The 20,225-nt window shown below is 33.7% G+C and carries 17 protein-coding genes and 2 pseudogenes; 13 read left to right on the forward strand and 6 right to left on the reverse strand.

What is annotated here, in order from left to right; all coding sequences use genetic code 11:
* Positions 1-119: 119 nt before the first annotated feature.
* The gene (locus tag E3U55_RS11920; protein WP_134340706.1) at positions 120-503 is read left to right on the forward strand and encodes a DUF302 domain-containing protein; all 384 of its coding nucleotides are present in this window, start codon (positions 120-122) and stop codon (positions 501-503) included.
* On the opposite strand, the pseudogene E3U55_RS11925 reads toward E3U55_RS11920, so the two are convergent.
* Positions 504-794, reverse strand: a pseudogene (locus E3U55_RS11925) (IS3 family transposase); the annotation flags it as partial.
* A gap of 687 nt (positions 795-1,481) precedes the next feature.
* On the opposite strand from E3U55_RS11925, the gene E3U55_RS11930 reads away from it, so the two are divergent.
* The 5 genes and pseudogenes from E3U55_RS11930 (at position 1,482) to E3U55_RS11955 (ending at position 8,616) form a co-directional block, all read left to right on the forward strand.
* Positions 1,482-1,970 (forward strand): hypothetical protein, encoded by a 489-nt coding sequence (locus E3U55_RS11930; RefSeq protein WP_134340707.1) that lies wholly within the window; start codon positions 1,482-1,484, stop codon positions 1,968-1,970.
* A gap of 358 nt (positions 1,971-2,328) precedes the next feature.
* A complete protein-coding gene (locus E3U55_RS11935; RefSeq protein ID WP_134340708.1) occupies positions 2,329-4,551 on the forward strand; it encodes a spermidine synthase family protein in 2,223 nt (740 codons plus the stop codon).
* Positions 4,552-5,055: 504 nt separating this feature from the next.
* Positions 5,056-6,353, forward strand: a pseudogene (locus E3U55_RS11940) (spore germination protein).
* A 53-nt stretch (positions 6,354-6,406) separates the two neighbouring features.
* Positions 6,407-7,501 (forward strand): GerAB/ArcD/ProY family transporter, encoded by a 1,095-nt coding sequence (locus tag E3U55_RS11950; RefSeq protein WP_134340711.1) that lies wholly within the window; start codon positions 6,407-6,409, stop codon positions 7,499-7,501.
* Positions 7,498-8,616, forward strand: coding sequence for a Ger(x)C family spore germination protein (locus tag E3U55_RS11955; RefSeq protein ID WP_134340712.1), 1,119 nt, complete (start codon positions 7,498-7,500; stop codon positions 8,614-8,616). The genes E3U55_RS11950 and E3U55_RS11955 overlap by 4 nt, the downstream gene beginning before the upstream one ends.
* 6 nt (positions 8,617-8,622) lie before the next feature.
* On the opposite strand, the gene E3U55_RS11960 is transcribed toward E3U55_RS11955, so the two are convergent.
* The 4 genes from E3U55_RS11960 to E3U55_RS11975 all read right to left on the reverse strand — a co-directional run bounded on the left by E3U55_RS11960 (position 8,623) and on the right by E3U55_RS11975 (position 11,488).
* Positions 8,623-9,393 (reverse strand): hypothetical protein, encoded by a 771-nt coding sequence (locus E3U55_RS11960; RefSeq protein ID WP_134340713.1) that lies wholly within the window; start codon positions 9,391-9,393, stop codon positions 8,623-8,625.
* A gap of 21 nt (positions 9,394-9,414) precedes the next feature.
* The gene (locus tag E3U55_RS11965) at positions 9,415-9,864 is read right to left on the reverse strand and encodes a hypothetical protein (RefSeq protein WP_134340714.1); all 450 of its coding nucleotides are present in this window, start codon (positions 9,862-9,864) and stop codon (positions 9,415-9,417) included.
* Between the two features lie 164 nt (positions 9,865-10,028).
* Positions 10,029-10,484 carry a hypothetical protein gene (locus tag E3U55_RS11970; RefSeq protein WP_134340756.1) on the reverse strand — a complete coding sequence of 152 codons (456 nt, stop codon included), beginning with the start codon at positions 10,482-10,484 and terminating at the stop codon, positions 10,029-10,031.
* Between the two features lie 8 nt (positions 10,485-10,492).
* The gene (locus E3U55_RS11975) at positions 10,493-11,488 is read right to left on the reverse strand and encodes a DUF3231 family protein (RefSeq protein WP_134340715.1); all 996 of its coding nucleotides are present in this window, start codon (positions 11,486-11,488) and stop codon (positions 10,493-10,495) included.
* A 321-nt stretch (positions 11,489-11,809) separates the two neighbouring features.
* Between E3U55_RS11975 and merR2 the strand changes: the two genes are divergently transcribed.
* The 3 genes from merR2 (at position 11,810) to merB (ending at position 13,635) form a co-directional block, all read left to right on the forward strand.
* Positions 11,810-12,199 (forward strand): mercury resistance transcriptional regulator MerR2, encoded by a 390-nt coding sequence (merR2, locus tag E3U55_RS11980; RefSeq protein ID WP_134340716.1) that lies wholly within the window; start codon positions 11,810-11,812, stop codon positions 12,197-12,199.
* A complete protein-coding gene (gene merB2, locus E3U55_RS11985; RefSeq protein WP_134340717.1) occupies positions 12,196-12,825 on the forward strand; it encodes an organomercurial lyase MerB2 in 630 nt (209 codons plus the stop codon). The genes merR2 and merB2 overlap by 4 nt, the downstream gene beginning before the upstream one ends.
* A gap of 153 nt (positions 12,826-12,978) precedes the next feature.
* Complete coding sequence (merB, locus tag E3U55_RS11990) at positions 12,979-13,635, forward strand: organomercurial lyase MerB (protein WP_134340718.1); 657 nt, start codon at positions 12,979-12,981, stop codon at positions 13,633-13,635.
* Positions 13,636-14,171: 536 nt separating this feature from the next.
* On the opposite strand, the gene E3U55_RS11995 is transcribed toward merB, so the two are convergent.
* Positions 14,172-14,690, reverse strand: coding sequence for a hypothetical protein (locus E3U55_RS11995; protein WP_134340719.1), 519 nt, complete (start codon positions 14,688-14,690; stop codon positions 14,172-14,174).
* A gap of 144 nt (positions 14,691-14,834) precedes the next feature.
* Here E3U55_RS11995 and E3U55_RS12000 point away from each other — a divergent pair, with 144 nt between their 5' ends.
* From E3U55_RS12000 to E3U55_RS12015, 4 genes are all read left to right on the forward strand, one after another.
* Entirely contained in the window at positions 14,835-15,491 is a 657-nt protein-coding gene (locus tag E3U55_RS12000; protein WP_134340720.1) for a DUF6789 family protein, read from the forward strand.
* 166 nt (positions 15,492-15,657) lie between these two features.
* Entirely contained in the window at positions 15,658-16,086 is a 429-nt protein-coding gene (locus tag E3U55_RS12005; RefSeq protein WP_134340721.1) for a rhodanese-like domain-containing protein, read from the forward strand.
* Positions 16,087-16,449: 363 nt separating this feature from the next.
* Positions 16,450-17,730, forward strand: a complete 1,281-nt coding sequence (locus tag E3U55_RS12010; protein WP_134340722.1) for a Glu/Leu/Phe/Val family dehydrogenase — start codon at positions 16,450-16,452, stop codon at positions 17,728-17,730.
* A gap of 443 nt (positions 17,731-18,173) precedes the next feature.
* Positions 18,174-19,184 (forward strand): hypothetical protein, encoded by a 1,011-nt coding sequence (locus tag E3U55_RS12015; RefSeq protein WP_134340723.1) that lies wholly within the window; start codon positions 18,174-18,176, stop codon positions 19,182-19,184.
* Positions 19,185-20,225: the final 1,041 nt, after the last annotated feature.

The following is a 20,225-nucleotide window of genomic DNA, read 5'->3' on the forward strand; positions in this document are numbered from 1 at the left end:
ATATTGAGCAACAATGGATTTGATGTTGAGGTCCATCAATTTATACGATTAAGGCTACGACGGTTTAATAAAAACTTGATTGAAAATAATAAAGAGGAATAAAAAAAGGAGATGATTAAATGTTTCACTACACGGTTGAAACCACTAAAACAATTGAGGGAGCAATTGCATCACTTGAGGAGAGCTTAATGGAAGAAAAATTTGGGGTGCTTTGGCAATTTGATATAAAAGATAAATTACAAGAGAAAGGCCTTGATTTTGACCAATCCTATCGTGTTCTAGAAGTATGTAATCCACATGAAGCCCAACGTGTTTTATCACAAAATCAAATGATTGGTTATTTCTTACCTTGTAAAATTGTCGTTTATGAGGATGCTGGTCATACAAAAATCGGAATGCCGAAACCAACAGCACTTATTGAAATGGTGAATGATCAATCAATTAAGAATTTTGCAAAGGACATTGAGGAACGATTAATTGGATGTATTGATAAAGCTGTGTAGTTATTCGCTTAAATCAAGAATAAAGGAGAAAAACTGGGTCCGGTACTGTACTGGATTCAGTCTTTTTAATTTTTTTCTTAATTCTTTTGTTGTTATAATAATCAATATAATGAGCTAGTTCTTGTTTAAAGTGTTTTACACTTTAAAATTCATTGAGATAAAGAAATTCTGATTTTATGATTCCAAAGAATTTAATCACTGTATTATCATAACAGTTTCCCTTTCAGGACATATTTTGTATAATATGTCTTGTTTTAATGCCTGGTGATATTGTTTCATTTGGTAGTGCCATGGATTAATCCAAGCGTTTTTATCATAATGTCTTGTTCCACTAAAGGTTTTTATTATCACTCACCTCTTTTTCAAAAAGGAGACCGAAGTGATGTGGAGAAGTTCCACTTCTTTTGTTAAGATTAAAGCCACTTCATTCGCCCAACGTATTACAGCTTTCTTGGTTCGGTCTAATTGCCAAAGAAGGACCTCTTTCGGTTTCTTGTGTCCATTGTATAACTCCAATCCTTCCTCTAATCTTTAATAAATCATTTGCTTTCTTCATCAATTTTATAGTTCCTCACAGTGAAGAATATTAAACAAACTATATAATCTGCTTCTGTCATTATATTACTAATTGTTTTACGACATCTATATCAGTTATATCCCCTTTTTAATGGAGGAATGTGGCTTCATATTGTTTAAAGTAAACAACTTTATTATCATTTGAAGTTGGAGTCAAGACTTACGGATGGCCTCAAAAGAAGGATTATAGCTTATCGACCTTCCTCTCACAACCGTAGAATCAGTTTTCACGCTTGTTATCCCATTTTCTTTTCTGTGGTGCATTGCCATTTTTTGGGCGCTGTTTGGAAGGCTAACTCGACAGAATAACTAAAAAAATGGATAGATTAAGGGTTTTTAAGAATTAGTATTTTACAATAGGGGAAAACTTTAACAAATAAATCTAAAAAGGAGACTCAATTGATGGTAAAAGTCGTTTTATGGTTTTTTTTTATATTACCCTGGATTTCCTTATTTTTGTTAAATAATTCAGTAATTCGTAGATATATACCTGTTGCCTTGTTTGCCACCGTGGTAAATACAATAATGTACCAAATTGCTTGGGCGTATGATAGTTGGAAGTACAACGAAACTCTTTTTTGGTGGGATAACGTAGCACAAATTCATGCTGTAAACGGAGTTTTTGGGGTTGGGACTATATGGATATTCTATTTCACATTTCGAAAGTTTTGGATTTATTTGGTTGTTAATTTGATTGTAGATTGTATATATTCGTTTGGTTTCAGAGCTTTATGGAAAAAACTTAAAATTACAACTGGTTATGGAAACTTATCGCCACTTGAAGCGATTTTAATAATGACAATAATGGCTATTATTTTTTACGTTTATCAAATGTGGCAGGAAGGACTTATTGGTCGGGAAAATGAAAATTCAGTTAAACGGGTGACTTAATAAAAAAGCAATTTTATCTCTTTATTCCGTAGAAGGCCGGGATTTCTACGATGCTCCAATGCTTACACGGTGTAACCGCATGTCTGACGCTACCCACTCTAGACTTTAAATCTCCCTGTACTATTTTTGTACGAGCTCCAAGTTTATAATTCTATTTTAATTTTTGTTTAAAAAGTTAAAAAGTTAAGTTTAATAACATATGAATAAGGAATCCTTAAAGAGGGAAGGAGAACAATTGTGATTAAGAAAGCAAATGATACAGCATTTCCAAATAAAACAAATTGTCTGTCCCATATTAGATCCAATGAATATTAGCCGATGTACGGTTTTGTATGAGGAAGGAGACATTATCTTAGTTATGAATCTTTGTTCAAATACTTTAATATTTATAACGAAAAAGGAACTTTTTAAAGATGTTTCAATCACATTTATTTTTGCTTTATCAATGATTATGTATGAAATTTTCCTCACACGGTTGTTTGCAGTGATATTAGACTATAACTATGCTTTTTTAGTCATTTCTCTAGCTACCTTAGGTATTGGTCTAGGTGGCTATTTGGCTTATCAGTTTGAAAGGATTTTCCCTAGAATTTATTCTAATACGTTATTAATCCAAGTAATAATAATGATTACGATTACGGCATTAATGTTTTTAATTCCCTTTCAAGGACTAGCCTTCTATTCAATGCTGTCATGTACATTGTTTTTATTTACCGGTTATGTGTTAGCAAGTTTATTTCGAAAGTGGCGTGGACATATCCACCTTTTCTACTTTGCTGACTTGTTAGGGGCTGGACTTGGTACGGTCCTTGTAATTTTCTTGATGAATCAGTTATCGCCAATCAAAATGATTTTTACCTTAGCACTTGGGATACTCTTTTGTGGTTTTGTTTTCTCTTTTCATTCTTTGAATAAAGTTGGAAAACTAGCAATGACCGTTGTGCTCATATTTATATCTTTTAATATTTTCCATCCTTTATTAACGGCTGACCGTTTTCATTCTTATCACACTAGTCCATATACCACTTTTTTTGAACAAGAAGGGGACATTGTTTATACCAAATGGGATTCTTTTTCTCGGACAGATGTTTATAATGCAAAGGATGAGGACTTCTTATACATGACGATCGATGGAGGAGCGGTTTCTCCTATATCACGTTTTAATGGTAATTTGAAAAGCGTAGAGTATTTGAAGTTTAATACAAGTGATCTTGCTTTTCGAAATATAGATAAAAATGATCGTGTATTAATTATTGGAAGCGGCGGAGGACAAGAGGTGTTAACAGCAGAAATGGCCGGTTTTTCTCATATAGAAGCGTTGGATATTAATCGAGGTAGCTTTGATGCTGTAAATGCACTTCGTTTTTTTTCTAGTAATATTTTTGACCGTCCAGGCGTAAAGACCATTGTTGCGGACGGTAGAAATTATGTTCGTGAAACAAATAATACATATGATATGATTTATCTTTCTTTAGTAACGAAGCAATCGGATAGTGGACTTGGTTTGTCACTATCTGAAAATTTCATTTATACAGACGAGGCAATTGAAGATTATTTTGCGAAGTTAGAGGATAATGGGCGCTTAGCCTTTCTTCTTCACGATGAAATCGAATTAGTGAAAATTTTAAATAGTGCTAAGAAATACTATAAAGAACAAGGAATCAAAGAGAAAAACATAAAAAACCATATGATTGTAGTAGGTAGTTACCATATTTTTGGACATATTGTAGGTACTTCTAATACAATCGAACGACCACTTATTTTATTAAAAAAAACTCCATTAAGTCAAGAAGAGGCTGAAGGCTTATTTGCAAATATTACAGAAATATCGCAAATTCCAATCCATGTTCCCTACTACATTAATGGTATTAAAAAATTAGACCAAATTGAACAAGAAAACTCCATTCCTATTCGAGCGAATCAAGATAATCAACCTTTTTTTTATCATAAAAAGAATGGAATACCTATTTCCTTATGGGTAATTTTTTTGGTAACAGTTTTAATTTCCCTTATAGCAAGTATGTTTTATCGAAGAAAATTATCTATTAAAAAAAACATTTACTTTGCAGGAATTGGTATCGGCTTTATGTTACTTGAAATAACACTTATTCAGCGACTTACCTTACCGATTGGACATCCTGTATTGTCCTTTGTGTTGGTGATTGGAACCCTGCTCATATTTGGAGGTATAGGAAGCTATTTCTCACATAAATGGAAAAATGAGAGGAGACAACGTTATTTGCCATTAATTCTGGTATCTATATTTGCATCCCTAATTTTTCTCTTAATCAATATTTATTATCATTCTGACCTCGCACTCGAACCATCAATACGAATTTTGTTTGTAATTGTACTCTTAATGCCATTAGGATTTTTCCTTGGAATGCCCTTCCCATACGGGGTGAGTCAATTAAAAGAACAAGAGATTGCTGTTAGCTGGGGAATAAACGGATTAATGACGGTGGTTGGTTCGTTGTTATCAGCAATATTATCACTGTCCTATGGATTTAATACGACAATCATGGTTGGTATAGGAATATATTTTCTTTTGTTTATTATTCACCCATATTTAAAGGTATAAAAATGAAGTCTATTAGGGTATAAAAGGTAATACCGTTTTACTAGATGATAAATTAAATGTGAACGTGATATACCAAACAAAAGGAATAAGGAAAAGGGAAATTTGCTAACAACTGCAATAAACGAAGAAGAGTATAAAAAGGGAAGTATTAATCTAAAGATTAATGTTATTTATGGCGATAAAGGAAGCACTTCCTTTATCGCCATTTTATTTTTTACTTTTTTATTAATCAACTTTAAGGTCTCTTTCACTCATTAATGTATAAAGAAGGTGAATAAGGTAAAAATGCTATAAAAGATTGGATTATTTTCTTAATCTATACTTATTTTTATTAAACACAATTGACTCATAAATTTTAGAGAATAAACGATGTAAGGTAAAGTGATATTTGTGAAACCGTTAAATTTAACGAATGAATTACAAAAATTATCTATGAAAACGAGTAAAGAATCATTGTTGACAGAGTTAAAGAAAGCTTTTAAAGATGTGGCAGATTTTAATGTTATGCAAATTGGAGAAACATCTGATTATGGAGAGGTATATTTTTGTTTTTTATCTACTCTTGTTAACGCTGAAAGAATTCACTTTTTAATAAATAATCCGAATAAAGGATTTATAAATAATGAATTTCATTCCTTTTTAGGGATAGATTTTTCTGTTAAATCAACCCCATCGGAAAATGTTCAAGCAATATTGGAAGGTAAAGCGATTATATGCTCTACCTTATCAGTAGATGGAATCGCTTTTGATATAGGAGAGTCCAAAAATAGGTCAGTTGACATGCCACAGTCTGAGAATGTGATTCGAGGACCTATGAATGCATTTATTGAAGATTATTCTACCAATTTGGCCTTAATTAGACAAAGGATACATTCCGAGGATTTAAAAGTATGGGAGACAAATATCGGGAAAATATCAAAAGTTAAGGTCGGAATTTTATATTTATCTACAATAGCGAATTCTGATCTTATAAATAAAATCAAAAAAGAACTTGAAAATATTGATATCGATGGGCTACAAGACGTAGGACAAATACGAGAATTAATCACAAACAAAAAAGGTTTTAATATGTTTCCGCTATTGTTTCAATCAGAACGTCCAGACCGTGTAGCAGCATCATTAATCGATGGACGAGTAATTATTATGATGAATGGCACACCTTTTACTTTAATTGCGCCTACAGCCTTTATTGATTTTTGGCATTCAACTGAAGATTATTATTTACCCCCAATAATAGCTACATTTATGCGTTCTCTTCGTTTTATTGCTTTGGTCATAAGTGTTCTCTTACCAGGAATATATATTGCTTTAGCATCGGTTAATACCGAATCGAACCGTTTAGAGATTGCTTTATCGATAGCAGGAAGTAGGGAGGGGTTCCATATCCTGTATTAATTGAAACGCTTGGTATGTTACTAATCATGGATTTAGTTGTAGAAGCAGGAGTTCGATTACCAAGAACAATTGGTCCAACGGCGACCATGGTAGGCGGTGTTGTACTTGGGCAAGCCGTTGTTGAGGCAAATATTGTAAGTAATCTCGTCGTTATTATTACAGCTGCGACTGCCATATCGAATTTTATCGTTGTCGACTATCACATGGGATTGGTACATCGAATGATGAAGTACATTGTGGCTTTATTTGCTTCGGTGTTTGGATTATTGGGATTAGTGATTACTTTTACAGTCATGGTTACTTATTTATCTCAATTAGAATCATTTGGTACACCGTACTTAAGTCCAATCGGTCCTTATACGAAAGGGGACATTTTAAATGTGATTTTTCGTCCTCCATTAAAATAGTTAAAAAAACCTGGTAAGATCCTTCATTCAAAAAATACGAGGAGAACATAGTAATGAGCAATAAGGAAATAACAATAACTCCTCGGCAATATACTATTATTCAAACTGTGTTTTTTGGAGGGATGTCTTTCTTTTTATATCCAGAGTTAGTGGCAAATAGTACAAATCAGGCCTACTGGATACCCGTCCTTTTTTGGCTTCTGATTTCTTTGTTTGGGGCGTTTCTATATAGTAAGATGATGGAACCTTATCCAAGGAAAAATATTGTTGAAATTTCTATTCTGTTAATGGGAAAAAAATTATCATTTTTATTATTGTTACCATTATTGGTATTCTGGTTCAACAGTATCTCTTTAATGATCCGTGCACATGCTGAATTAGTAAATATGACAATGCTACCAATGACCCCAATTTGGGTACTTAGTTGTTTGTTTGTTATTCCTCTATTAGGAGCGATGGGAGGTATTACTTCCGTTGTGAGAACGTTAAGTGTGTATTCATTAATCTGTGTACCACTAGTGTTTGGTATAACGATTTTAGGATTTCAAGATATTGACTATTATCTGGGAAAACCATGGTTTAAATCATCTTTCGATTTTCTAACTAGTCCTGACTTCTATGGTTCCTCTTATATTTGGATTGGTTTCATTTATTGTGGAATGATAGGGAAATATGCAAAAAAAGTTGGTCAACTTTGGAAATCATATTTTTGGGCCACTTTATGTTTTTTACCGATCGTTATCACAATTGTATTATTCCCTATTCTTACTTTTGGACCTGAGCTTACACGAAGTATCACGTTCCCATATGTTTTGAAAATGGCATCAGTCAACAACTATTGGTTAATTGTAGAAAGTTTAACGGCTATTTATATTTCTTCTGTGATGATTTATGTGATTGGAACAATCTCACTAATTTATTACTGTATCGGTAAGGCTATACATAATTTTTTTCCTCAATGGGGAGAGAAAAAAATACTTTTAATTATTGGAGGGTTAAGTTACATTGTTGCTTTATTTATTCCCTCCTGGGATTGGTTACGACAAGGGGTTGTTATAGAATCTCCATTACGATTGTTTGTTGCTTTTTTACTGCCCATGATAATCGTAGGTCAGTATACCTGGAAAAAGAGAAGGTGTCATAAATGAAAAGAGAACCATTTCGCCCTATCATAAAGAGCATCTTGATTTTTTCATTCCTTCTACTGGTCTCCGGGTGTTGGGATGTGAAGGACATAGACAATCGAATGATAGCAGTAGTACTAGGACTAAAATCAGCAGAAGATGACAATGTAGAAGTATACATGAAGTTTCCTAAACCTGAAACGATGACGAAAGGAAGTTCAGGAGGAAGTGACGATAAACCTTTTATTATTGTCCGTGAAACAGCCCCTACTGTGTTTGCTGCAATCAATCAAATAAAATTAAAACTTCCGAAGAGCCTAGATTTACAATCAATTCAAACAGTAGTGGTGGATGAAGAGCTTTCACAAAAAGGTTTATTACCTTATTTAGAGTTTATAATCAGGTCAAGAATGGTTCCAGTAGACGCAAACTTTGCCATCGTTAAAGGCGAATTTCCTCCCCTTTTTCATTCCAAAGCACAGACAGGTGATTCCGCAGGAATGTTATTTAATAATTTTTTTGATGAATCAGCCGGTGGTTCCCCAATAAAAAGTAACATTCGAATTTGGGAAGTTTATAGAAGTTTTTCTAACCCTTTAGAATCTTGCTTAGTCCCGGTTATTCGAGCAGATGAGCAGCAAGATACACCAATTAGTATGGAAGGGAGTGGATATTTCACAGGTGATCGTTTGGTTGGAATTTTACCTCAAAAAAACCTTTTAAGTTATTCAATCCTCTCACAAAATGTAAGAGGAGAAGAAGTAATGGTTGTTGAAAATGCTGATGTTAGAATTCAGAAAAATAAAATAGAATATACTGAAATTGGATTGAATTCCTATGGAAAACCACATGTTCACTTGAAGGTTACGCTTGAATTAAGTTTAATTGATTCTAATTTCCTAAATAAAATTTCTAAAGATGATTTAGAAAACAAGGTAAGTTCTATCATTGAGAATAAAGCAAAAGAAATAATTGAAGTAACGAAACCAGAGGGAGCGGACATTTTTCAATTTGGAAACAGATTCCGAGGAAAGATTAGTACCGATCAATATGAACAATGGCCAAAACTTTATAAAGATATGGAAGTTGAAATAGAGGTGAAATCACATCTTAGAAAAACAGGCTTATTGAAATATTAAAGTTGATTAAGGTTTTAAAATAAGTTTCTTTTTACCATATTGTTTCAATAAAAACTGTAACTGTTCCTCTTTATAGAGGTTATTTATATTTGTAATTTCTGAGTAGACATCATACATACTAAAAAGGTAAAAGGAAGGTAAAAACAACAGCCATTGGTAATTAACATTTTGAATCATGTTGAATTGGCCAGTAAGCGTTAATAGAATAAGATCCCCAAGTTGTGTCATTGCTGTAATGGCGACGGTAGAAAGAATTAAAGTAAGACTTTTTAAAATTTGATGTGCGTATAAATGGCCCAATCCAGGAAAGAGGATGGACCAAAATACTCCAACCCATGGTATCCGCTTGTTAACAAAATTAACACCCAATATATGAATAGCACTTAATTGATAAATCTGGCTCTTTTCCTTGGAAACTAGATAGGCACAATTGTTTGATTCTACTGTCAGTCTATATGAATCCCAAATTCCAAATAAATAGATAATGGCGCATAGCAAAGCACAATTATAATTAATAACCTCATGGGCTTTTTCAAATTGAAGTGTGAAGGTATATAAAATGGCAAGATTAATTTTTCCGATATTGTTAAAAATAATTTCCCCTGACATCAAGATTACTCCCGTGGTGTACCCTCCTAGATGAAAATGGCCAAACCCTGGCATAGCAATCGACCAACATGTGGGAACCCATGGACGTGTTTGTCGAATCAATGAAGTGCCCATTGGACAAATATTCATTGATAGCCGTCTAGGGGATTCGTCAGGTTTTTTTATCATGATGTACCTCCATAGAAACCTTTATTTGTGTACTCCAATTGAAATAACAAAATACTTGTGTAAGATGGCCTTAATTTTTACTTCCTGTTCCACCGTTTTATAATTTATGATTAATAAAACATCAAAACCAAATTTTTTATTTTCCTTATCGTTCTTATTCTTTTTTGAATCAAAAAGAAATCCGATTAGAGCTCCTAAAAAAAGCCCAATAAGCCCACTAGCTACAGGGCCTATAAGCAGTTGAGAACCATAGATTATACCTAATGTCCCTCCAACAACCCCCCATGCAGTTATCGAGGCCATAAGGCTTTTTTCATCTGAAAAATAATTAGAATCGAATAGACCTTTAGAACTTTGGGGCCTTTTCATTTCTATAACGAAAATATCTTCCTCTCGAATATTCATTTCTTCTAATTCATTTAGGGATAGTTCCAGGTTAATATTACTTTTGAAACTACCTATTATATACAAGTTGAACTTCCTTTCGATAATAAAGTTAGTAGTTTATGTGATGGTGAAATTAATCTGTTCGTATTTCTTTATGTGAAATGTTCTGTTTAAATTTTCTTTTTAAATTTATATTTTTATTCCGTGTTGACAGAAACGGTTAAAAACTTATATGAATTAGTTTCGTCCTAATTTAACATTTTTTTAGAAAGAAGGAATTTTATCAACAGACCTATGAAAATCCCAGGTATTACAAATAAAATCGGCAGCCAAACTGGTCCCCATAAAACTCCAAAGAGCTCAAGTTTAGAGGAATACATAATTCCAATGGTTACAAAGTAAGCTGCAAAAACAAAAGGCAAAAAAGAATAAGGTTGTAATTTATCTTTGCTATCCTTAAAAGCGTCCCACATTGCAAAGAAGTAAAGACAAGGATAAAACATTAACCATTGATAATTTGCCCTTTCAATTGCTGTTTGGATATCTCCAAGAAAGCTTAACATAATAATTTCGTTGAAGTTGGCTTGAACGTTAATTAAAAACTCCAAGAAAATCAGAACAATTCCTTTTATATATTTGCCGTTTAATAGTTGGCCGAACCCAGGCAAAGCAATACTCCAAAACAATTTTTCCACTATATTTATCCTATTCTTTAAGTTAACTTTTCTCGATCTACAGCTTTTGGCGGTTGTTCCATCCAACCATTATCGATCATAATGTTTGCCCCATCTTCTGAGAGTTGTCCAACCTCTATTAACAGGCGTGCATAATGGGTAGATAAATCACGTCTTGGACTTAATGCGATAGATATTCCGTATTGTCCAATAAGTGGTGCTGCAAGGAAACTAGTGTGATACATCATAAGCTTATCGGAAAAAGGGGAAACCGTTGAATCTGTCACTCCTGATGTATAATTAATGGTGCCAGATAGATAGTCATCACGCAGTACGGATTCAAAAATTTCATGATGTTTTCGCGCAAGTTCTCTTCCTCTTTCAAAATAACGGCGAACTTCCTTTAACTGTGCAACCTGACTAAATCCTGTGAGCCAGGCTTCGCTAATTGCATTACGCTTGGCGTTATATACAAGTAGCGAAGTTTCTATGCCAAGTAATGGACGACGATCACCAAACCAACCAGCTAAGAAATTTTGACGCTTTACAAAGTCAACTGAATCAGGTGTAGACAGATAAGGTGGACGGATATAAACGCCTTTTTCTTTTGCTAATTTTTTAGCCTTGTTATGGAGATCTCTTGTTTCATTTAAACATTCTGAGTAAAATTGAATAATATCATCTCTTGATGATAGTGATAACGCAAGGCTATAAGCAGTGAGTGCGCCCTGACTCATATTTAGGATATAATGAAGATAAAGAATATCCGAAAATAAACGAGGTGCGTCCAACCTAACATCTTCGTCCGTAAAACCTACTGGAATCGGATAACATTCCTGTTTAAAGATTTCAGTTACCTTTTCGATATGTTGATAAGATATTTTTAAAGCATATTCAAATATAGAACGAGTTTCTTCATCCTCCATATTTGCCAGAAAATACTTTATCACGCATCCTGCCATCGTATCATTTTGATAATTCATCCAAAGATTCGAAATCTCTGCTGCCGTTAATTTTACAGTGCTATTCCCCATTTTGATGAAACCTCCTGTTATGGATTGAGTCGGTGCTATTCTTCCTTTGAATTTTTTCCAACGAAAGCAAAAATTATGTAATTTTTTAGTATAATCGCTAATGTCTCTTCTTATTTTGGAAAGATTAATCTTGAAATCTGTGAACATTATTTAAATTATCCTGGTTCCCTTACTTAATGGAAATAAAGATTTAGCTATGATGAAAAGAAGTAAAAATAAGAAATGATTTAATTTAAAGGCACACTTGACCTTACCCTAAGGTTAAGGTTGTATAATCTAGTTAGTCAACTGATGATTTCAGTTAAAGTAAGGGGGAATGGAGTGGAGTATTTTACGATTGGTCAACTAGCCCAAGAAACAGGAGTCAGTCGAAAAGCCATTCGATTGTATGAAGAAAAGGGATTAATCCTGCCTTCCATTAAGCGTAGCGAAGGTAATTACCGTGTTTATAACCAAGAGCACGTATTTTGTATCAATGGTATTAAACAGCTCCGATCATTGGGCGTATCACTGGAGGAAATGAAAGATTTAATAGTGATTTTCGAAAAAAATACGGTCGAGGTAGAACCACATCTACAACATTTGTTAAAAGAGAAACTGACCAAGATAGACGAACAAATCAGCGAACTACAAAAGTTACGTAAACACGTTGGATCGTTTCTTGATTCTCCGAAAGAGGCATTCAATCAAATGGAGGGATTTAAACAATGAAGAATGAAACAGAACTCAAGGAATTTTATGAACTATTATTAGCTAAGCTACCTAAAGAAACAGTGCCTATTCTTCGGACAATCTTTTTCTCAATTCGTAATGGGCAAGCAGTTACAGAAAGTTCTTTAATAAATCAAACGGGAATTGATACAAAAACAGTTCAATCAGTAGTAGAGATATTAGCCCAACGACAGATGATTGTTCGTGAGGCGGATCAAAAAATAGTAGGGGCATTGGGCTTATCGATTATAGCGACTACTAACCGGATTCAATTAGGAGGACGAACTTTATTTGCCTGGTGTGCAATATCGACATTGGAGCTGTCAACTGCTCTGGATGCTGATGTCGATATACATTCCAGTTGTGCGTACACAGGTGAATCGATTAAGGTAACTGTCCGAAACGGGAAATTAGAAAGGGTAACTCCCGATTCTACAGTAATCTGGACGGTGCCGTTTGATTCTGAGGCTCCATGGGCTGGAGGAACATGTAAACAAATTCACTACTTTAGCTCAGTTGGGCATGCAAACAAGTGGAAAGAAGAACATCGAAAATTGCAAGGGGAAATCATGACTTTGGAACAAGCCCTCTCTTTTGGAAACGAATTGAAAAATTTCTTATCATAGGGTATAACTCATAAAATGATTCAAAAATAAGATAAGCTACTAAAAGGATGCTTTTTGAGCGGTCAATTAGTCAAACAAACGGAGTTTTTAGGGAATGAAAAGTAATATTGAAAATAAGAAAAGGAACAAAAATTAACCAAGGAGGAAAAAGATATGAAAAATGAAATTCAGGAAATCGTAACCCGACTTGACCAACATTCGAACAAGGGAGAAGGAGGAGAATCCATGAAGTGGCTCTTCCGCCCGTTGTTACAAATGCTAGCAGGGGGAGAGTCTGTCACCGTTGAAGACATTGCGACAGTGACCGGGAAACCTGTCGAAGAGGTGAAGAAAGTTCTCCAGTCACTACCAAGCGTGGAACTCGACGAACAGGCCCGTGTGGTTGGTTATGGTCTTACCCTGATCCCTACTCCTCACCACTTTACGGTTGATGGGAAGCAACTATATGCATGGTGCGCCCTTGATACACTTATATTCCCAACGCTAATCAATCGTTCGGTACAGATCGAGTCCCTATGTCATGGCACCGGTAAATCAATACGTTTGACAGTAGAACCGGATCGTGTAGTAAGTGTGGAACCTTCTTCAGCCGTTGTCTCAATAGTAACGCCGGATGATATGTCCATGGTTCGCTCGGCCTTCTGTAACGAAGTCCATTTTTTCAGCTCACCGAGTGAAGCGCGGGACTGGCTTAACCAACATCCAGAGGGAAAGGTGCTATCTATTGAAGATGCCTTTGAACTTGGAACCCTTATGGGGAAGAGTTTAGAGGAATCCGGCCCATCCAATGGGTCCTGCTGTGATATTTAGTCTAAAATAGATACGCTTATAGTCAATTAAGTTTAGCCTAACAGCCGATGTATCCTTAAATATAGAACATCGGCTTTTTTTAACTTGAAATCAGAGTGGGGTTAATGCAACAACAGGCAAAAGAAAAATTCCATTGAGCAAAAAAATCCATCTTTACCGTGATGTCGTTACAAGATTCCTTAATAAGTGATATAAAGGGATATTTAAACAGAGGCGGTTGGGAAACATTTTTAGGAGTAGTGGATTTGATAAGATGGATATACACCTGGGTTTCCTTTTGTGTTTGCATTTATCCTTTATACGTAAAAAGATTCAGGTAAGAATGTAGAAATGTAGAAAAAATTAAAGTAAAAGAAGGATATATTAAAGGGGATATAAATGAAGATGAATACAAAATAAAAAAACAGAGACAAAAATTTCTCGTCTCTGTTTTTTTATTTAGGCATTAATTAGAATGGATTAAATGAGTATTTGGCTTTTTACCATAATTCCTTTTTTTTTGAGAAAAAATTATAGTTAAAGGTTTTAAATTAGCCTTAAAAATATGAAATATCTGGGTCTGCTGTGTTAAATTGTTTTGGGAATAAAAAACGGTCTAAATACGGTGACTTTTCGTTGTGTTTTTTAAACTTTTCAATAGTGTCTGAATAAAATAACCTTGCCTCATCTACTGATTTTTTTCCGACATTGATTTCATGAAATAAATTTAAAGTTAGAAAGTTAGCTTCCTCCATATGACACTTTGCGGAAACCTCTCCACTTGTTCGATCCAGATAGACACTTCCATCAAATTTTGCTATTTCATCATAAAGGGGTAATGGGGTTCGATAATCAATTGTTTGTGTAAGAAAATCAACATGTGGTGTCGGAAAATTGTGTAGCACTGTATCTCTAAAAACAATTGTTCGTTTCCAAGGTGTGTTCTGATACCAAATAAATCTACTTGCAGTAGCTTCCTGAGGATATCCGTACTTTCTTATCATTTTTAGCGCACCTTCCTGGGGACGTTTTTTCCATGTTGATAAGATATTCTCTATATAATTCTCGTAATTCACACTAGCAATACCTCCATTAAATTATTCAAATTATTTTATGTGAGAAATTTTATTGGGTGTTTGATTAAACGAATTATATTGACATATTAAAATAATATAATATAATGTTGCTATAAACCTATAAAATACTTTGGAGGTAAGAAAATGAATGAAAATATAATGAAAAATGGAATGCCGATAGTTACTCTTTTATTAGCCGGTATACCAATTTTAGGATTTATGCTTGGATTTATGGGGATGGTTCCTTTACCGGTTTATGTATTTGTTCCAATGATTCCAATGTTACTTATATTCACGGTGATGACAATTAAATCAAGAACTAAAGCACCGGATTTTTCTAATAAGATTATCAGTAGTATCTGGATTGGGTTTTTAGGAACCTTAGCTCTTGATATATTTCGAATAATGTCTGTAAAAATCGGGTGGTTGCCTATGGATGTACCTTTAGCATTAGGAGCAAAAATAGTAGGTATGGATCCAATGAAAATGGATATGGAACAAGGGATGATGGGACCTTGGTTGGCAGGGAATATCTATCATTTACTAATTGGAATATCATTTACTTTAGTTTATATTCTATTGGTGGGTAAAGGTAACATAAAATTAGGTATTTTATTTGGAATTTTAATTTGGATTGGTATGATGGTGTTACCACCAATGCCGATGATGGTTGGTTTCTTTGGTATGAAAACTGGTGGAATGGGTCTTGCTTTTGGAACATTAATCGCTCATATTGCATTTGGTTTGGTTGTAGGTCTGTTGGCAAAACGTTTCGTAAAGTCAAAAGGTCTTTTACTATAATAAAAGGGAGGTCTCTGTTTACTAACAAGTAATAGAGACCTTTGTTTTTATTGATTTTGATAAAGGAAATTATCGGGTTTTTATAACATAATATTATAATGTGTTAGAATTAACTTGAATAAGAAAGGGGAAAATTCTATTCAAGACAGAGTAAAGGGGTGATGTTGTGGTTATAGAAAGTATTTTACTATTCACTGTTATTTTTTTAATTAGTGCTATTTTTTTAAATCAATACTTCCCGGTACAAGGGATATGCCATGTAGATATTAAGAAAACAATCTTGGATCGAAATGTTACTTTATTAGATGTACGAGATTATATCAAAGCGTCAAATAATCCAGTTCCGAACTCGGTTAATATTCCGTATGCATATTTAAAAAGATATTATCAAGAGGTCAAAAGTAAAAATGTAGTTTTAATCGTATCAGACCCTTTGTTATTAAATGTAAGTGTTCGTTATTTGCGTAATAAACATTTCAAAGTTATTGGCTATTACTTGAAAGATGAAGAAGAACATGACAGCGCTAATGTTGCTTTGAGTAAGAAACAAAATTGTTGCAATAATATAAAAAAAGAGTTAAGAAATATGGCCTAATTTATACAGCCAACCTAGATAACTTATAACAAAATACATCTCTTTTCATATTAATAAAATTTAATTTTTTAAGGAAGTTGGGAATATTTATGGGAAACAACGACAACCATAAAAAAGGTGGTTTTTTTGGAGGAATAGGCTTACATCTTCTTTGTTGCGGTATTCCAGTCCTTTTTATCCTAATTGGAACCGCAGGAATTAGTTCGTTTTTTGCATTTCTATTCAAACAGTGGTGGTTAATTTCTGTAGTGCTCATTATTGCTGTGTTTATTTGGCTCATTTTAGTTAGGAAGAAAAAAAGTAGAAACTGTAAGTTATGAATTTGAAGAGTAGTATTTTATATTAAAATTAGGAGATGAAAAAATGACAGATCATTTTAATCCGTATGAAATGGCGAAATCTCAATTATTAGATGCAGTAAAAGCATTATCTCTTGATGACCGAGTTTATGAAATCTTAAAAAACCCAATGCGGGTCATGGAAGTATCAATTCCTGTTCGAATGAATGATTGTTCAGTTAAAACATTTATTGGCTATCGTTCTCAGCACACCGATGTAATGGGGCCTACGAAAGGTGGAGTTCGCTTTCATCCTGGTGTTACACTAGATGAGGTTAAAGCTTTATCGATGTGGATGACATTTAAAACACAAGTTCTAGGACTGCCATATGGTGGAGCAAAGGGGGGAGTCATTGTTGATCCGAAATCACTTACCGAGAGAGAATTAGAAGAATTGAGTCGTGAATATATTCGTTCATTAATGGCAATAATTGGCCCGGATAAAGATATTCCTGCTCCCGATGTTAATACGAACTCAAAGTTAATGGGTTTAATGCTTGATGAATATGATCGAGTTCGTGGCTTTAACGTTCCAGGTTTTATCACAGGTAAGCCTCTCATTCTAGGTGGTTCGCTAGGAAGATTAGAAGCAACGGGGAGAGGAGTAGCTATAACGATTTTGGAAGCTGTGAAACGATTGGGCTTAAATATAGAAGGTTTAAAAGTATCGATTCAAGGTTTCGGGAATGTTGGTAAATATACAGCTAAGATATTAGTTGAAATGGGTGCAAAAATCGTTGCAGTAAGTGATTCAAAAGGTGCTATTTACAAAGACACTGGTCTACCAATTGATCAACTTTTAAAATTTGTTGAAGAAGGTAACCGTGTAAGTGATTTTTCGGAAGCTGATCGTATTGAAGCGATGCAAGTTTTTGAAGTAGATTGTGATGTTGTTGTACCAGCAGCCCTAGAAAATCAAATTACAGGGGAGGTAGCAAAAAAAATTAAAGCAAAAGTAATTGCTGAGGCAGCTAATGGTCCGACGACAAGAGAGGGTGACCAAGTCCTTTATGAAAAAGGTATTGTCGTTATACCTGATATTTTATGTAATGCAGGCGGGGTAACCGTTTCTTATTTTGAATGGGTTCAAAATAAAATGGGATACTATTGGAAAGAAGAAGAAGTAAACAATAAGCTACAAGAAAAAATGGTAAGCTCTTTTGATAATGTTTACAAAATGTATGAACTTCATGATGTACATATGCGGACAGCAGCTTATATGGTTTCAGTTGGACGGATTGCAGAAGCTCTTAGTGCACGGGGGTGGATTAAAGAATGGTGCATGCCCTTCAAATGTAAAGAATAGCTAAAGAATAAAATTTGTATAAAAAATGAATCTTTATAGTCCCTATTATATTAGGGACTATTTTTGATTTATATTATAATATTTTAATGTTAAAATATAAAGTAATTTAGAAATTTCCGTCGTCTCAACTATCGGCATCAGTTTAACATTAGAAACGAAGGTTCTCAAGTGTTTAACTGTTCTCTTTTATGAATGGACAGGATATGGTCTTACGGTTACATCAACACGTATAAACACATGTGTCATATTAATAACTCCAGTAGGGAAAATCAAGAATGCTCATACATGCTCCTACGGGAATCATCGGTGTTTTCATCTACATCAGCACTTAAAGAGTGGACAGTAGGGGTAAACATAGAACAAAGTGGTGATATGAAAGGATAATCTAAAAAAACATAATGGGAATTATTTGTAAATAATTCTTAATATACGAGGTGGGACACATGAATTTAAGACTTATAACCCTTTTGATTATTTTTTTATTTTCTTTAGAAAAAGGCGTTTTCGCTCATGATTTGGATAAACATGAATCGTTTGGTATTATCCCTATATTACCTAACATCCTTTTATGGATAACTTTATTATTTGTAGGTTTTATATGGTTTAAATTAATTTCTTCTTTAAACCATATAAAGGACTCACGGGCGCTTAAGATCTCGAAAATTATAGGATTTTCTTTTTTACTATGGTTAATCGTTATCATCTTACAGAATTGGAGTCTAAAGGGTAATAACTATAATCCAATCTTACATTCAATTCCATTTAACGTAGGATATATTGTATTACCTTTCACTTTATTATCTTTATTGCGGTTAGCATACATTCTGTCAAGGAAATACCTAAGAGAGTTATTTAAAACTCCAAGATATTGGTTTTACTTCTCTGGAATTATCTTTTTATATAGTTTCTTTTATTTATTTGCGTCTGGTTTATTTGTTTCTTCCCTAATTGCTTTGCCGAGTTCGGAAGATCTACCACGGTCATCTAATAGTTTTTTGTTATTCTCAAAAACCTACGGTCCACTAACTATGTGGGATACTGTTGATTTTTGGCTACCGAATATCAAACTTTACGGAGTCGTGTCGATTGGAACTTTAATGATGATGTTGAGTGTTTCAATCTTAATGGCAGTCAATATCTTTATGGTTATATATGGTTGGAAAATGAAAAAAGCCAAAAAGAAGAACTTAATGGTAATAGGTAGTACAACAGGGTCAAGTGTTGCGATGGCGGCCACTTCATTTTGTTGTTGTTGTTTACCAGCTTTATACCCAGTTATTGCACTTTTATTTGGTGCTGCTGCTGCTGAAACAATATCAATTGCACTGATAAATTCATCCGGTCTACTCTTTAATGTTATACAAATAGGCCTTCTATCTTTAATCATACTTTCCATAATAGCAACCTCTAGAATTATAAAAAGTATGGAACCTGATACATGTACAATAAATTAAAAATGTTGCTAAAATAAAATCTAATATAAATCCAAAACAAAAAAATAGAGTCTAAAAATGGTCAAGAGATTGGTGAAATTTAAAGTGATAAATGCATGTCAAATTTTTACCGGTTTTATTTTTAACAATGGGATTTACTGAATGCTTAGAACCGGGGGGATGTACATAGTTTCTGAATGGTAATAAATGGTATTATTCGTAATTGTCACTGTACCAATCACCGAAACCTTGCTCCTCAGTCATAAATTTTATCAAGGTAAAATATTAGCAATGTTTATCATACTACAGCGATTTATTATTGTTATTGACGCTCGTTTCGTACAATTTTTTTAATAAATACGATTGATATACATTGCTTACAAACATAAAAGCACATAAAGCACACATTATTATCATCATAGTTTTTATCCATTTAAACATGATTACCACACCTTTAAAGTTTTAAATAAAGGAATATCTTTTCTCATACAAAGATGTTCCTTTTTTAAAAATTAGACTTGTTGTTCTATACAATTACTACAACTTTTGTATCCTTTTTTATCTGTTGACGAATTTCCTCAGTTAATTGGGATTCTCAATCCTGTTGTAGCATTCGTAAATTCTTTTTGCCTATTTTTTCATATTAACTGTTGTCACGACACTCATATCCTTAACAGGGTTTATGGAGAGGGCGAAAGAATGTCATTCTTGTAGCTGGGTTAATCAACTCTTTCGATGATCTTAAATATTTTTAACAAGTTCTCTCTTAAGTGGCCCCAGGGTTAACCTTCTATCACTACTAGGATAATGTACCCCACTTTTGTCTAAAGATATTCATTCATTGAATTTGGTTGCTCACTTTTAACTCTTAATGTTGGATATTATAGAAATGTTTCATAACCCTTTAATTAATTTAATTTCATAGAGAAGAAAGGTAAAAAACGATTATTTTAGCAGGATAGGGAGTATTTCTGGAAGAAACCCCCTACTGTGTGTATAGTGTCTTGGATTAATATGAATACAGGTATGACAAGAATTTATAGCACCTTTAAAGACTTCGGA

The sequence above is a fragment of the Filobacillus milosensis genome, from assembly GCF_004402015.1.
Classification (GTDB): Bacteria; Bacillota; Bacilli; order Bacillales; family Alkalibacillaceae; genus Filobacillus; species Filobacillus milosensis.

Excerpts from the sequence above, each read along its gene's own strand:
- E3U55_RS11975 (WP_134340715.1), bottom strand. The coding sequence starts at position 11,488 with ATGGGGAATAGCACTGTAAAATTAACGGCAGCAGAGATTTCGAATCTT.
- merB2 (WP_134340717.1), top strand. The coding sequence starts at position 12,196 with ATGAAGAATGAAACAGAACTCAAGGAATTTTATGAACTATTATTAGCT.
- E3U55_RS11920 (WP_134340706.1), top strand. The coding sequence starts at position 120 with ATGTTTCACTACACGGTTGAAACCACTAAAACAATTGAGGGAGCAATT.
- E3U55_RS11955 (WP_134340712.1), top strand. The coding sequence starts at position 7,498 with ATGAAAAGAGAACCATTTCGCCCTATCATAAAGAGCATCTTGATTTTT.
- E3U55_RS12000 (WP_134340720.1), top strand. The coding sequence starts at position 14,835 with ATGAATGAAAATATAATGAAAAATGGAATGCCGATAGTTACTCTTTTA.
- merB (WP_134340718.1), top strand. The coding sequence starts at position 12,979 with ATGAAAAATGAAATTCAGGAAATCGTAACCCGACTTGACCAACATTCG.
- E3U55_RS12010 (WP_134340722.1), top strand. The coding sequence starts at position 16,450 with ATGACAGATCATTTTAATCCGTATGAAATGGCGAAATCTCAATTATTA.
- E3U55_RS11960 (WP_134340713.1), bottom strand. The coding sequence starts at position 9,393 with ATGATAAAAAAACCTGACGAATCCCCTAGACGGCTATCAATGAATATT.
- E3U55_RS11930 (WP_134340707.1), top strand. The coding sequence starts at position 1,482 with ATGGTAAAAGTCGTTTTATGGTTTTTTTTTATATTACCCTGGATTTCC.
- E3U55_RS11950 (WP_134340711.1), top strand. The coding sequence starts at position 6,407 with ATGAGCAATAAGGAAATAACAATAACTCCTCGGCAATATACTATTATT.
- E3U55_RS12015 (WP_134340723.1), top strand. The coding sequence starts at position 18,174 with ATGAATTTAAGACTTATAACCCTTTTGATTATTTTTTTATTTTCTTTA.
- E3U55_RS11935 (WP_134340708.1), top strand. The coding sequence starts at position 2,329 with ATGAATCTTTGTTCAAATACTTTAATATTTATAACGAAAAAGGAACTT.